Source organism: Sporomusaceae bacterium (genome assembly GCA_031460455.1).
Lineage (GTDB): Bacteria > Bacillota > Negativicutes > Sporomusales > UBA7701 > Anaeroselena.
The window spans coordinates 1-13253 of sequence record JAVKTQ010000010.1 but is presented as its reverse complement, the minus strand read 5'-3'; the positions used below and the strand labels follow the sequence as shown (position 1 = coordinate 13253).

The window sequence follows — 13253 nt, the reverse complement described above, 5'->3', positions numbered from 1 at the left end:
TATAAACGCATTTTGGGAGGGGAATAAGCAAAAAAAGTTTAAACAGTATTTTCAGTAATATTATCTAGGAAGTTCAGTGAATTGTTTCACAAACTGGAACGGGAGGCGAAGAACAAGTATGTGGGCCAACAAGTTCCCCAGACGGACCTTCCTCAAGGCCACGGCAGCGACAGCGGCCGCCGTGGGGGCGGGGGATGTCTTTTCTTTCGGCGAGTGGATGAAACAGGCCAGTGCCGCTCCGGTTACCAAGATTCCGTCCCTGTGCGAGACCTGTTCCGCGGCGTGCGGCATGTGGGTGCACGTCAAGAACGGCAGAATCTGGAAGGTGACCGGCCAGAAAGATCATGGCCAGAGCAAGGGGCAGCTGTGCGCCCGCGGCCATGCCGGCATCGCCCAGGCTTACCACAAGGACCGCATCACCCACCCCATGAAGCGCGTCGGTGAGAACGACTTCATGCCGATCACCTGGGAGCAGGCGTACAGCGAAATTGCCGCCAAGCTCAAGAAGGTGCTCAAAGAACATGGACCTGACAAGGTCTTTTTCTCCCATAACCCCCGGCCGACCAACGCGTTCTACTGGCCGCGGCTGATGGCGGCCGTCGGCTCGAACACCATCCAGTCCCACCACTCCATGTGCAGCACCGGCCGCGATGTCGCCTACAAGTGGACGACCGGCGGCATGGCGAACGCCGACCTCGGCAAAACCAAGTACATCGTCTTCCTCGGCCGCAACTACGTCGAGGGTCTTTCTCCCTCATCGGCGGCCGGCATGGCTGTAGCCCACGGGAAGGGCACCACCATAATCGTCGTCGATCCCCGCCACAGTAACGCCTGCCTGTTCGCCACCGAGTGGGTGCCGATCAGGCCCGGCACCGACCTCGCCCTTCTGCTGGCCGTGGCCAACGTCCTCATCGCCGAGAACCTTTACGACAAAGAGTTCGTCGACGAATGGTGCGTCGGCTTCGACGAGTTCAAGAAAGGCATGAAGGACTACACCCCGGAGTGGGCGTCCGCCGTCACCGATATCCCCGCGGACACCATCTACGCCATCGCCCGCGGCTTGGGCAAAAACAGGCCGACCAGTTGCATCGAGCAGGGCTACAAAGCCCCCAACGGCTGCAACTACGCCAACGGCACCCAGATGTTCCGCATGGTCGCCTGCGTCAACGCCCTCCTCGGCAACTACGGCCAGGACGGCGGCATGAAATTCGGCAACGCGCCCAAACTGGGCTCGCTCGACGCCAAGAAATACCCGGCCCCGCCCAAACCCAAGGCCGCCCGCTGCGACGGCGTCGGCATCAAGGGCGAATACCCCCTCTGCCAGCCCAACCAGGGCATCGTCCACATGATGCCCCAGCGCGCGCTCGAAGGCAAAGCCAAGGCCGGCTTCCTCTACCGCATCAACGTCGCCCGCAACGCCCCGCAGCCCGAACTGCTCACCAAAGGCTACAAAGCTCTCGATCTCTTTGTCGTCTGCGACATCAAGTGGTCCGAGTCGGCCATGTGCGCCCATTACGTACTGCCGGAGTGCAGCGCCGCCGAGCGCGAGGACCTGCCGGCCATCGTCGGCGCCACCGTCACCATGCGCACCGCCGCCATCGATGTCGTCCACTCCGAGACCAAGCCGCTGCCCGAGATCGTCACCGAACTCGCCGGCCACATGGGATTGGAGAAATACTTCAACTTCACCCGCGAAGAAGTGGCCGCCGCTATGGTCAAGCCACTCGGCGTAACCCTGGAGGACCTCAGGGCCAAAGGCACCGTCAAGGTCAAAGCCCCGGCTGCCAAACCGCTCAGTTTTGCCACCGGATCGAAGAAGGTCGAACTCTACTGCAAGGCCTTCGCCGACCACGGCCACAAACCGGTGCCCGAGTGGGAGCCGCCCTTCGCCAAGGCCGACAAGAACAGCTTCGTCCTCATCCACGGCAAGCAGGGCTTCCTGTCTCATACCACCAGCATCAGCGACCCCTATCTCCTCGCCGTCGCCAAGCGGGGCGATCTTGAGAGGCTGTGGATCAACGCCGACCGGGCCAAAAAGATGGGCATCAAAGACGGCGACCTTGTCGAAGTCGCCTCGCCGCAGGCCACTCGGAAGGTGCGGGTCAAAGTCACCGAACGCGTCCACCCAGAGGCCGCCTACCTTCCCGCCGGTTACGGCCGCTTCGCCCCTTTCCTCAAGACGGGCGTCGGCTACGGCATCAACCCCAACGACTTTACTCCCTGCCGGGCGGAGGCCATTTCGGGACACGCCATGATGATGGAAGTCACCGTCACCATCAGAAAGGTGGGTGAATAACCATGCCGCGCTACGCCATAATCATCGACGCCAAGAAATGCGTCGGCTGCTACGCCTGCCAGGTCGCCTGCCAGATGCAGAACGAACTGGGGCCGGAAAACGCCTTTATCCGTTTCGAGGACCGGGAAACGGGCAAATATCCCAACCCCAAATACGTCATGGTCCCCCTGCAGTGTCAGCACTGCCAGGACGCCCCCTGCGTTCCCGTCTGCCCCACCACCGCCTCCCACAAAGACAAGAACGGCCTCACCATGATCGACAAAAACAAGTGCATGGGCTGCCGGCGGTGCGTGCCCGCCTGCCCCTACAACGCCCGCACCTATCTCAAGGACGAGGGCGTCGTCCAAGCCTGCAACATGTGCCTGTCGCTCGTCAGCAAGGGCGAGGAGCCGGTATGCGTGGCTACCTGTCTCACTAAAGCCCGCTACTTCGGCGACCTCGACAACCCCCAGGGCGAATTCGCCAAGCAGTTGGCCAAAGCCAAGCAGCTCAGGCCCGATTTCGGCACCAAGCCGACCCTGCTCTACATCATATAGCCGCCAGGAGGGAAAAAGATGCGAAATTTAAGCCGTCGTGAATTCCTGCGCCTGTGCGGTGCGACCGGAGCCGCGCTTGGCCTGACCCACGCGATAAAGCCGGAAATCCTTGAAGCCTTCGCCGGCCCCGCCGGCGGCCAGCCGCCGATCGTCTGGCTCCAGGGCGGCTCGTGCAGCGGCTGTTCGGTGTCTCTGCTGAACGGCGTGCAGCCCGAAATAGGCAAGGTGCTCACCGAAGTCATCAGCCTCCAGTTCCACCAGACCCTCATGGCCGCCGCCGGCGAACCGGCCATGGAAATACTGCCGGCAGTCAAAAAACAGTATGCCGGCCAGTACTACCTGGTGGTCGAAGGCTCGGTATCCACCGGCGACAAAGTCATGTACTCCACCCTCGGCGAACGTGACGGCAAGCCCGTATCCTTCGCCGAGTGGGTCAAAACGATGGCCGCCGGCGCCAAAGCGGTCATAGCCGTAGGCACGTGCGCCACCTTCGGCGGCATCCCCGCCGCCGGCAGCAACCCCGCTGGCAGTAAGGCGGTCAGCGACGTAATCAGCGGCGTGCCGCTCATCAACGTCCCCGGCTGTCCCATTCACCCCGACCGGGTGCTGGGCACGCTGGTGCACGCCATCAAGTACGGCATACCCGAGCTCGATCACCTCAAGCGACCGACCGTCTTCTTCGGCAAATGCGTCCACGACCTCTGCGGGCGCCGCCAGATGTTCGACGAAGGCAAATTCGCCACCCGCCTGTCCGAGCCCGGCTGCCTCTACAAGCTCGGCTGCAAGGGCCCGATGGCCTACAACGACTGCCCCACCCGCCAATACAACAACAACACCAGCTGGTGCGTGGCCGCCAACGCCCCCTGCATCGCCTGCGTAGAGCCCGGCTTCCCCGACCATACCAGCCCCTTCTTCGAGCGCATGCCCGAATACGGCCCGGCTGGCACACCTTCGCCACAGCCCCGCCAGGGCAACATCATCGGGGGTGACAAATAATGCGCAAAATCGTAATTGACCCCGTAACCCGCCTGGAGGGCCACCTCAAGGTTGAAGTTATGGCCGACAATGGCAAGGTCGTGGCCGCCGAAGCCGCCGGCACCATGTACCGCGGTTTCGAAACCATCCTCGCCGGCCGCGACCCGCGCGACGCCGTCTACATCACCCAGCGCATCTGCGGCGTCTGCCCCGTCAGCCACGCCACCGCCGCCGCCTTCGCCCTCGACGACGCCTTCGGCGTCCAGGTGCCGGCCAACGGCCGCATCATCAGAAACCTCATCCTGGGCGGCAACTACCTCCAGTCGCACATAATCCACTTCTACAACCTCTCCCTGCCCGACTACGCCCAGTTCCCGGCGATCGCCCCCTTCACCCACCATTACACCGGCGACTACCGCCTCAACAAAGAAACAAACGAGCGGCTCGTCGGCAACTACTTCAAGGCTCTGGAAATCCGCCGCAAATGCCACGAAATGGTCGCCCTGTTCGGCGGCAAAATGCCCCATCAGGTCGCCATCATCGCCGGCGGCACCTCCATGACCGCTCAGAAGGAAAAGATCGACGCCTATCGCAAACTGCTGGCCGAAATCGCCCAATTCGTAGAGAAGGAATACGCCGAAGACACCCGCCTCCTGGCCAACGCCTACAGCGACTACTTCCAGGTCGGCAAAGGCCCGGCCAACTTCCTCTCCTACGGCGTCTTCCCGCTCAACGACATCGGCCGCGACAAGCTCATCGGCGCAGGCGTCCACATCGGCGGCAAGCCGGCCGACCTCGACATCGGCAAGATCACCGAAGATGCCGCCCACTCCTGGTACGACAAAACCGCCGACGGCTCGCCCGCCAAGACGGCCACCAACGCCCAGTACGGCAAAGCAGGCGCGTACAGCTGGGTCAAAGCGCCGCGCTACGGCGGCGAAGTATGCGAAGTCGGCCCGCTGGCCCGCATGTGGATATCCGGCCGCTACACCTCCGGGGTATCCGCCATGGACCGCATCGTCGCCCGGACGCTCGAAGCCGCCCTCATCACCAAAGCGCTGGCCAAGTGGCTCGACGAACTCGAACCCGGAGCCCCGTGCGAAGCGGCCGTCGAGATCCCCTACACCGCGTCCGGCGTCGGCCTTGTCGAAGCCCCGCGGGGCGCCCTGGGCCACTGGATCACCATCAGGAACCACCGTATCGAGCGCTACCAGGCGGTGGTACCCACAACCTGGAATTGCTCGCCCCGCGACGCCGGCGGCAAGGCTGGCGCCCTCGAACAGGCCCTCATCGGGCTGCCGGTGCCTGATGCCGACAACCCCCTGGCCGTTGTCCGCGCCGTCCACTCCTTCGACCCCTGCCTCGCCTGCGCCGTCCACGTAATCACCCCCGGCAAGCCGGTCAGCGAATTCAAGCTGTAAAGCGCCGCTTCAAAAACCGGCAGGATTATTTCCTGCCGGTTTTCCTTGCTAAAACGCCGTCTTCGCGGAAAAAATATATGTAAATGAGCAGGATTTTCCCGGCGCAAGAAGTATAATTAATACTGCCATACTGCGACGGATAGGGAAGGATGTACTATGGGAGAAAAATACCGGGTAGCCATTCATCACGACAACGATTGCGGGTACATCGAATACGACATCGAGACCAAGAAAGTCACGGTCGTTATTGCCGACGCGGTCGTCCGCAAAACGGTGGAAGCCTTTCTTCACAGCGAGCACCTGCTAAGGGAAGCGCAGCGCACCTTGCTCGACTTCCGGGAAAAAACCGCCATGCCGACCGAAAGCCTGGCCGCCCTCAAACTCTCGCTCACCAGCCTGTGGCAGCAGACCGGGGTTTATGTGGACTGGAGCCGCCCGGTACCGGCGTCCTGACGCGGACGACAGCGTAATCGGCAGAATTGCCGAATTATCCACAAAACTATCCACAAAACACTTACAGTTGTGGATAAAAAACCGCCTGTAATTGCGTTTTGCTGGATTATGTCAAATTAGCGCCGATTACTGTTTATAACTTCCCGCCTGACGGTCGGCGCCCGCTTGACCGCGACCCGACCGATATGCTAGAATTCGTTGCGCGAACCTGACAGGCGTCATACCGACAAGACACGGGGCGTAAGTCCCGTGCCTTTTTCCGCCGTACCGCATAATTTGCCAGGCGGCCCGTTATTGACATCACGGGGCCGGAGTGCTATAATTCTTCCGGTAGAGTAGTCGTCTTCAGAGGCGCTACTCTAAATAGTCTCAACGCAAAACTGATGACGCGCCCGTAGCTCAGGGGATAGAGCAGCGGTTTCCTAAACCGCGAGTCGGACGTTCGATTCGTCTCGGGCGCACCAGGCTTTTTAAGCGTGGTGAACCGGATGCCGAACGATGATTACTATATGGAACTGGCCCTGGCGGAGGCCCGCAAGGCTTATGCCGTTGGCGAAGTGCCCATCGGGGCGGTTCTCGTTATCGACGGCGAAATCATCGCCGCCGCCCATAACATGCGCGAAACGTGGCATGACGCCACCGCTCACGCCGAAATCATCGTTATCCGCGAAGCTTGCCGCAAACTCGGCCGGTGGCGGTTGACCGGCGCTACGCTTTATGTCACAATAGAACCGTGCCCCATGTGCGCCGGCGCGCTCGTCATGAGCCGGATCGACCGCCTGGTGTACGGCAGCCCCGACTACAAGGCGGGTGCGGTGGAGTCGATCTTCAACGTCGCCCAGAACGACGCCCTCAACCACAAGGCGGAAGTACTCGCCGGCGTGAAGGGCGACGAATGCGGCGAATTGATGAAACAGTTCTTCCGCGAACGCCGCAGTAAAGAGTAAAGTTAAGGCGGCTCAGAAGGGTGCAGCCGCTAGGCGCGACGAGGATTGCGCCGCGCCGCGTACTCGAAACGTACGCAAGCAAGCAACCGCAGGAGCAACAACGCGGATGGGCCCTTATCAGCCGCCGCAGCATACGGAGAGGTGTCCGAGTGGTCGATGGTGCTTGACTCGAAATCAAGTGTACCGGAAGGTACCGTGGGTTCGAATCCCACCCTCTCCGCCATAATAAACAACAACCAGGCAGGCTGCCTGGTTTGTTTTTTTCTCCCCAACCCCGCCCCCTATAAACCGTATAAGTCGAAGGATTATTGACTGGAATAACGAAATTTGTAATTAATTGGCTTCAATAAGCGCCTGGACCTCGGCGATTTTCATCTGACCTTTGCGGGAGGAGGAATAGCGTGAACGCGGGCTACGTTTATAAGCCGTTCAAGTATTTTTCCAGCGTGATCATTATAACCTGGATAATTGAGTCGGGCATGGTTTGGTTGAGCTGCAACCGTAGTGAGCAGCGGGCGTATGAAGAGCTTTTTTCGCTAATGCTATTTATTGCGCTGCTTACCCCGTGCATTGTGGCGCTCCTGATGATTTTTTTGTCAGGGAGCCGCGAACTTACACGGGATTTTCTCAGTCGGGCTTTTGATTTGCGAAGGATAAAGCTGAACTACCTTCCCATGATACTGTTTACGATGCCTGCATTGGCGGCAGCATCCATTTATTTGTCGGCTTTTATGGGGGAAAGCCTGGAACAGTTCCGTATTGATAAAGGGGTCATATTTGCAACAGGCGTTATCCCTGCGCCGTTTTTTTTGTTTGCCGCGCCTCTGTCGGAAGAACTGGGCTGGAAAGGCTACGGGATGGACAGTTTGCGCAGCAAATATAATTTTTTTACTGCTTCGCTGATCTTTGGGCTGGTGTGGTGTCTGTGGCATGCGCCGCTATTTTTTGTCGACAACTATTATATGAACTTGTTGTGGCGAGCGGGTTGGCTTTATGTCCTGAATTACTTCGCCAGCGCGATTGCGGCGGGTTTCCTGATCAACTGGCTCTGGTACAAAAACAGGGGGTGTATTCTCGTTGCGGTACTTGTTCACGCTTCGGCAAATCTGCAGGGAATATTCCTCATGGGAAACATCGCCAAATGTATCGAAACATTTTTATTCGTGGCCCTCGCGTTTTTCGTTGTCCTGGCGGATAAAAAAGTGTTTTTTGGCAAGCCATCGGGGAGAATCGGTCATTTTATTGAATGAGAGCATTTCATATTTGGTGAGGACAGAACTAACGCTACATAATATGGGGAAAGCCAATTATTAGCGGCGCCGAAAATGACGGCGGAAGAAGTCCCGGGGCAGGAAGATAATTCAAGGCGGCCGCCAGTTGACAACGGCGGCCCGGAGATGTAAAATAATATTCGCGGTTTTACATGGTTATCGGGGATGGCAAACACCCCCGCCATATTGCCAACAAAACAAAATTCATATATAATCATTTACGTCAACACGGAGAGATGTCCGAGCGGTTGAAGGAGCACGCCTGGAAAGCGTGTGTACGGGAAACTGTACCGAGGGTTCGAATCCCTCTCTCTCCGCCACCTGATTTCGCTTCTTAAGGTCGGCCCACGGTAGCCGTTGGGTCTTGCGCAATAGGAACTCATGAACCCCGCCAGGTCCGGAAGGAAGCAACGGTAAGTGACAATTCTTATGTGCCGCGAGGGAGCCTGACGGCTGCCTTGGGCCGATGTTATCCGCAAACGGCAGCCTCCCTGGGCTGCTTTTCTTGTATTTGGCCGCCGGCGCCGAAAGGGAATGCCGGGACGCGTGTGGAATCTATTCACCTGTTATGGAGGTGTCGGTTCATGGCGTATGTAGCGCTCTATCGCCAATGGCGGCCGCAGGACTTCGACAACCTGATCGGCCAGGAACATATCAACACGACCCTGAAAAATGCCATCGCCGCCAACAAGGTCGCCCATGCCTACCTATTCGCCGGCCCCCGCGGCACCGGCAAAACCAGCACCGCCAAAATCCTCGCCAAAGCGCTCAACTGCGTCCACGGACCCACCCCGACGCCCTGCAACAAGTGCCCGAACTGCGAGCGCATCACTGCCGGCATCTCGATGGACGTATTCGAGATCGACGCCGCCTCCAACCGCGGCATCGACGAAATCCGCGACCTCCGCGAGGCCGTCAAGTTCTCGCCGGTCGAGGGACGCTACAAAGTATACATAATTGACGAAGTACACATGTTAACCGCGGAAGCCTTCAACGCTCTCCTCAAAACCCTTGAGGAGCCGCCCGCCCACGTCGTTTTCGTACTCGCCACCACCGAATCGCACAAAATACCGGCCACCATCCACTCCCGCTGCCAGCGCTACGACTTCCGCCGCATTCCGGTAACGGATATCGAAAAACGCCTCGCTGTCGTCGCCGCCGACAGTGGTCTCGACATCACCGCCGAAGCGTTGCGCCTTATCGCCCTGCACGCCGACGGCGGCCTGCGCGACGCCCTCAGCATCCTCGACCAGTGCACCGCCCTGGGCGACGGACCGATCGGCGCCGACGCCGTCCGCGGCCTCCTCGGCCTTGTCGGCCACGAATGGGTCTGGCGGCTGACCGACGCCATGGCCGCGCGAGATGCGTCAGCCGTGCTGCTCACCCTCGAAGAACTCATCGCCCTCGGCAAAGACGTCCGGCAGCTCCTCCTCGAGCTCGCCCAGCACGGGCGCAGCCTCATGATATACAAGGCCGCCCCCGAAACGGCCGGCCTCGACACATACGGCGACGACAGGACCGTACTCGCCGACCAGAGCGCCCGCTTCAGCCACGACGAACTCGTGCGGATGATCCAACTGCTCCAGAACGCGGCCAACGAAGCCAAATGGGCCGTCGAGCCGCGCATCACCGCCGAAATAGCCCTGCTCGCCGTCTGCCGCCGCGAAAGCGAAGGCGACTTGGCCGTCCTCGCCGAGCGGGTCGCCGCCCTCGAAGCCGCCCTCGCCGGCGGCGGTGCCGCCGGGCCCGCCCGTCCGGCCCCCGCCTCCACCCCGCAGCCGCGCCCCGTCCCGACAACGCAGGCCGCCCCGCCGCCGGCCGCCGCCACGGCAGCTCCGGCGCCGGCGGCTCCCGTACCCAAGCCGGCTGCCCCGGCCCTGCCGGCCGGCGCCAGCCCCAAAGAAATCTGGGACGTCGTCCTCAAAGAACTCGTCGCTGGCGGCAAACGCTCCGTCCACGCCTGCGTCTCCCAAGGCGAAATAGTATCCTTAACCGACAGCCAGGCGACCGTCCAATTCGCATCCTCGTTCGCCAAAGAACGCAGCGACAAAGAAGACTACCGCCAGATCGTCGAAAAAAGCCTCGCCCAGATCACCGGTCACCCGGTGAAACTGAACTGTGTGGCCGCCACCGTCCCGCCGTCGCCGGACGCGGCCCCGCCGCCTGCAGCCGCGGGCGGCGCACCCGCAGCCCCCGGCGAAGGGCATCCGGCCCTGAGCCAGGCCCTGGCGATCTTTGGCGGCAAAATAATCAAAGAGGAAAAGAACGAGGAGGTCTGATCGATGTTCGGCAACATGGGCAACATGGCCAACATGATGAAAAAAGTGCAGAAACTGCAGGCCGACATGGCCAAACTGCAGGAGGAGCTCAAAACCAGGACCCTTGAGTCCACCGCCGGCGGCGGCGCGATAAAAATCGTCGTCAACGGCGAAAAACAGATACTGTCCATCAAAATCGACCCGGCCGCCGCCGACCCGCAAGACATCGAAATGCTTGAGGACATGATCATGGCCGCCGTCAACGAAGCGCTCAAGAAAGTTGACGACATGATGACCCAGGAAATGGGCAAGCTGACCGGCGGCATGAAAATACCGGGGATGTTTTAAATGCCGCACATCGCCCCCCTCGCCAGACTGGTCGAACAATTCCGCAGGCTGCCGGGCATCGGGCCCAAATCGGCGACCCGGCTCGCCTACCACGTGCTGGCCATGGACCGGCAACAGAGCCGTGACCTCGCCGAGGCCATCATCGAAGCCAAAGAGAAAATAGGCTACTGCTCAGTCTGTTTCAACCTGACCGACTGCGACCCCTGCCAGATCTGCGGGAGCGACACTCGCGACGCGGGCCTCATCTGCGTCGTCGAAGAACCCCAGGACGTCGCCGCCATGGAGAGAACGCGGGAATACCGCGGCCGCTACCACGTTCTCCACGGCTCGCTGTCGCCCCTCGACGGCGTCGGCCCCGACGAACTGCGCCTCAAAGAACTGCTCGCCCGGATAAAGGACGGCGAAACCCAGGAAGTCATAATGGCCACCAACCCCGATGTCGAAGGCGAGGCCACCGCCATGTACACCGCCAGGCTCCTCAAACCCCTCGGCGTCAAAGTCACCCGCATCGGCCACGGCCTGCCGGTGGGCGGCGACCTCGAATACGCCGACGAAGTCACGCTGTCCAAGGCGCTCGAAAACCGCCGCGAAATGTAGCCGGTAAAAATCCGGGACAAATAGTAGGAATAATTCTCCCTCTTTCTGGTAATAATATTACCGGGAGGGGAAGACAATGAAAATCTCCTGGACGAAACGGCTGTTTGCCAACCTGGTCGACAGCGACCCATGCCCCGCCGCCCCCATGCCCGCCCTCACCGACGTCGTCGAGCAGGCCAGGCGCGAGTGGCTGGCCGCCCAGCACTACTATAACTCCGTATCCGACAGCGACCTTGTCGACCACGCCGTCTACCTCATGCAGGCAGCAGAAAAGAAATACATATACCTGCTGAAAAAAGCCCGCAGCGAGGGCGTCACCAACACAAAATACTGCTGACAGTACGAGGCTGTTTGAAAAAGCAAACAGCCTCGTTTTTTTGGCATACTTAGGACGTGCCACAGATATATTGTAAGGAAGATAACCCGACGCATGACAGGACGGGTGATCTCGTTTACAATAGGAATAGGCATCTGCCGAAAGGAGAATGAGTATGCCGAGCATACCCGGACTCGCCTGGGACTGGAACGTCATCATCGCCTTTGTCTTCGGGATCTTTCTGCTCTACCTCATCGGGCGGCTTTTCCTCATGCCCATCAAGCTCATCCTCAAACTTGTCTACAACGCTATCATTGGCGGCATCATGCTCTGGATCGTCAACTTCATCGGCGGGCACTTCGGCTTCGCCATCGCCATCAATCCCATCACCGCCCTCATAGCCGGCTTCCTCGGCATACCCGGCGTCGTCCTCCTCATCCTCTTCAAATTATTTGTCGCCTGATTGGTTTTTTCCCCATCCATATGATAGACTATAGAAAATGACGCACAAGGCACTTGATACCTGGCCCCCGGGTATGAAGTGCCCTTTCGCTGGACAAGGGGTGACAACATGGAACCGATCATCGAAGCATACGTCGGCGAATACGCCAGCGGCAAAAGCGAAAACGCCGTCAACCGGGCCATCGACCTTTGCCGTCGCGGCCTGCCGGTCACGCTCGTCGACCTCGACACCGTCGAACCCGTATACACCATCCGCCCGATCAAAAAAGAACTCGAAGCCATGGGCATAAACGTCGTCGCCTGGGAAACACGGGACACCGTCGGCCTGGGCGAAGCCGGCAGCGTCATCAAAGGCTCCATGCGCTGGGTACTCCGGCGTCCGGGCAACATCATCATGGACGTAGGCTACGGCGTTCATGGCGCGCGGATATTCAACCTAATCGAAGGAGCCTTCGACAATCCCTTCCTTAAAATAATCGCCGTCATCAACATGTCGCGCCCCTTCACCTCCACCGTCGAAAACATCCTCGAATACGTCGCCACCTTAGGACGGGTCGACGCCCTCCTCAACAACACCCACATGGCCGAAGAAACCACCGTCGACATCGTCCAGAAAGGCGCCATAGGCGTCTCAGAAGCAGCCAAAATACTTGGTCTGTCCGTTGTCGCCACCTCCGCCGTCCAGGAGATCGCCGACAAGATCGGTCCCGCCGACGCCGTCGGCAACCCGGTCTGGCCCCTGGAGCGCATCATGCCGAGGACCTTCTGGTAGTCAGAAAAAGCCTGCCTGTAAAAAGGCAGGCTAATTATTTATCCAAGCACGAGCATAATTTAGCATATACAAGCATATAATCAAAGCTATAAACACACGTAAAAATTTGGCCGCGACCATCCGATAATCGCCGTTTACGGCAGTTGAGTAATAGCTGCTAATATGATATATTAATAAAGCGCCTCTCTAAGCGGAGCAACAGCGCAAAAAACCAATAAGTACCTATTGACACGGCCCGTCGGGACGTGTTAATATAACAAAGTCGCCGCAAGCGGAGCTGGTGCAAAAGACCAGGCAAGGCAAGCAGCGACAAGGTTTCCAAAAACTGAATGTTGACAGGGCCGCGAGGTTATGTTAACATAGAGTTCCGGTCAAGCGCCGGAACGAGGTCGCTCTCATCAGCGACCGGAGTGTTCCTTGAAAACTGAACAATGTAGGTAATTAAGCCAGATGTGCGGGCTGCGCTTCTTCGGAAGTGTAGTCAAAAACACAATGATTCGGTTTTCAAAGAGCCATCAAAGGCTCCAAGAATAAATTTTTTGGAGAGTTTGATCCTGGCTCAGGACGAACGCTGGCGGCGTGCTTAACACATGCAAGTCGA

13 protein-coding genes, 3 tRNA genes, 1 rRNA gene and 1 other RNA gene are annotated in these 13253 nt (G+C 59.3%); all 18 read left to right on the top strand.

The genetic code is table 11. From position 1 onward, the window contains the following. Positions 1 to 118 precede the first annotated feature (118 nt). Entirely contained in the window at positions 119 to 2296 is a 2178-nt protein-coding gene (locus RIN56_14235) for a molybdopterin-dependent oxidoreductase (protein MDR7867954.1), read from the top strand. Positions 2297 to 2298: 2 nt separating this feature from the next. Continuing rightward, positions 2299 to 2832, top strand: coding sequence for a 4Fe-4S dicluster domain-containing protein (locus tag RIN56_14230; GenBank protein MDR7867953.1), 534 nt, complete (start codon positions 2299 to 2301; stop codon positions 2830 to 2832). An 18-nt stretch (positions 2833 to 2850) separates the two neighbouring features. Continuing rightward, positions 2851 to 3828: a hydrogenase small subunit gene (locus tag RIN56_14225; GenBank protein ID MDR7867952.1), complete on the top strand. Its 978-nt coding sequence runs from the start codon at positions 2851 to 2853 to the stop codon at positions 3826 to 3828. Then, a complete protein-coding gene (locus tag RIN56_14220) occupies positions 3828 to 5228 on the top strand; it encodes a nickel-dependent hydrogenase large subunit (protein ID MDR7867951.1) in 1401 nt (466 codons plus the stop codon). Before RIN56_14225 ends, RIN56_14220 begins: the two co-directional genes overlap by 1 nt. A gap of 156 nt (positions 5229 to 5384) precedes the next feature. Then, entirely contained in the window at positions 5385 to 5681 is a 297-nt protein-coding gene (locus RIN56_14215) for a hypothetical protein (GenBank protein ID MDR7867950.1), read from the top strand. Between the two features lie 388 nt (positions 5682 to 6069). Beyond that, a tRNA-Arg gene (locus RIN56_14210) sits at positions 6070 to 6145 on the top strand. A 24-nt stretch (positions 6146 to 6169) separates the two neighbouring features. Continuing rightward, positions 6170 to 6628 (top strand): tRNA adenosine(34) deaminase TadA, encoded by a 459-nt coding sequence (gene tadA / locus RIN56_14205; GenBank protein ID MDR7867949.1) that lies wholly within the window; start codon positions 6170 to 6172, stop codon positions 6626 to 6628. Between the two features lie 135 nt (positions 6629 to 6763). Continuing rightward, a tRNA-Ser gene (locus RIN56_14200) sits at positions 6764 to 6851 on the top strand. A gap of 178 nt (positions 6852 to 7029) precedes the next feature. Further along, a complete protein-coding gene (locus RIN56_14195; GenBank protein ID MDR7867948.1) occupies positions 7030 to 7878 on the top strand; it encodes a CPBP family intramembrane glutamic endopeptidase in 849 nt (282 codons plus the stop codon). A gap of 251 nt (positions 7879 to 8129) precedes the next feature. After that, positions 8130 to 8219 (top strand) — tRNA-Ser (locus RIN56_14190). Between the two features lie 35 nt (positions 8220 to 8254). Further along, positions 8255 to 8354, top strand: an RNA gene (gene ffs, locus RIN56_14185) — signal recognition particle sRNA small type. A 129-nt stretch (positions 8355 to 8483) separates the two neighbouring features. Continuing rightward, positions 8484 to 10178 carry a DNA polymerase III subunit gamma/tau gene (gene dnaX, locus RIN56_14180; protein MDR7867947.1) on the top strand — a complete coding sequence of 565 codons (1695 nt, stop codon included), beginning with the start codon at positions 8484 to 8486 and terminating at the stop codon, positions 10176 to 10178. A gap of 3 nt (positions 10179 to 10181) precedes the next feature. Next, positions 10182 to 10505, top strand: a complete 324-nt coding sequence (locus RIN56_14175) for a YbaB/EbfC family nucleoid-associated protein (GenBank protein MDR7867946.1) — start codon at positions 10182 to 10184, stop codon at positions 10503 to 10505. Beyond that, complete coding sequence (gene recR / locus RIN56_14170; protein ID MDR7867945.1) at positions 10506 to 11102, top strand: recombination mediator RecR; 597 nt, start codon at positions 10506 to 10508, stop codon at positions 11100 to 11102. A 76-nt stretch (positions 11103 to 11178) separates the two neighbouring features. Further along, entirely contained in the window at positions 11179 to 11439 is a 261-nt protein-coding gene (locus tag RIN56_14165; GenBank protein MDR7867944.1) for a DUF2508 family protein, read from the top strand. A gap of 154 nt (positions 11440 to 11593) precedes the next feature. After that, positions 11594 to 11881 carry a pro-sigmaK processing inhibitor BofA family protein gene (locus RIN56_14160; GenBank protein ID MDR7867943.1) on the top strand — a complete coding sequence of 96 codons (288 nt, stop codon included), beginning with the start codon at positions 11594 to 11596 and terminating at the stop codon, positions 11879 to 11881. Positions 11882 to 11989: 108 nt separating this feature from the next. Next, positions 11990 to 12652 carry a hypothetical protein gene (locus RIN56_14155; protein ID MDR7867942.1) on the top strand — a complete coding sequence of 221 codons (663 nt, stop codon included), beginning with the start codon at positions 11990 to 11992 and terminating at the stop codon, positions 12650 to 12652. A 536-nt stretch (positions 12653 to 13188) separates the two neighbouring features. After that, positions 13189 to 13253 (top strand): 16S ribosomal RNA (locus RIN56_14150); the annotation flags it as partial.

Coding starts and splice junctions, on each gene's coding strand:
- RIN56_14235 (MDR7867954.1), top strand. CDS start 119: ATGTGGGCCAACAAGTTCCCCAGACGGACCTTCCTCAAGGCCACGGCA.
- dnaX (MDR7867947.1), top strand. CDS start 8,484: ATGGCGTATGTAGCGCTCTATCGCCAATGGCGGCCGCAGGACTTCGAC.
- RIN56_14225 (MDR7867952.1), top strand. CDS start 2,851: ATGCGAAATTTAAGCCGTCGTGAATTCCTGCGCCTGTGCGGTGCGACC.
- RIN56_14155 (MDR7867942.1), top strand. CDS start 11,990: ATGGAACCGATCATCGAAGCATACGTCGGCGAATACGCCAGCGGCAAA.
- RIN56_14220 (MDR7867951.1), top strand. CDS start 3,828: ATGCGCAAAATCGTAATTGACCCCGTAACCCGCCTGGAGGGCCACCTC.
- recR (MDR7867945.1), top strand. CDS start 10,506: ATGCCGCACATCGCCCCCCTCGCCAGACTGGTCGAACAATTCCGCAGG.
- RIN56_14215 (MDR7867950.1), top strand. CDS start 5,385: ATGGGAGAAAAATACCGGGTAGCCATTCATCACGACAACGATTGCGGG.
- RIN56_14230 (MDR7867953.1), top strand. CDS start 2,299: ATGCCGCGCTACGCCATAATCATCGACGCCAAGAAATGCGTCGGCTGC.
- RIN56_14175 (MDR7867946.1), top strand. CDS start 10,182: ATGTTCGGCAACATGGGCAACATGGCCAACATGATGAAAAAAGTGCAG.
- RIN56_14160 (MDR7867943.1), top strand. CDS start 11,594: ATGCCGAGCATACCCGGACTCGCCTGGGACTGGAACGTCATCATCGCC.
- RIN56_14165 (MDR7867944.1), top strand. CDS start 11,179: ATGAAAATCTCCTGGACGAAACGGCTGTTTGCCAACCTGGTCGACAGC.
- tadA (MDR7867949.1), top strand. CDS start 6,170: ATGCCGAACGATGATTACTATATGGAACTGGCCCTGGCGGAGGCCCGC.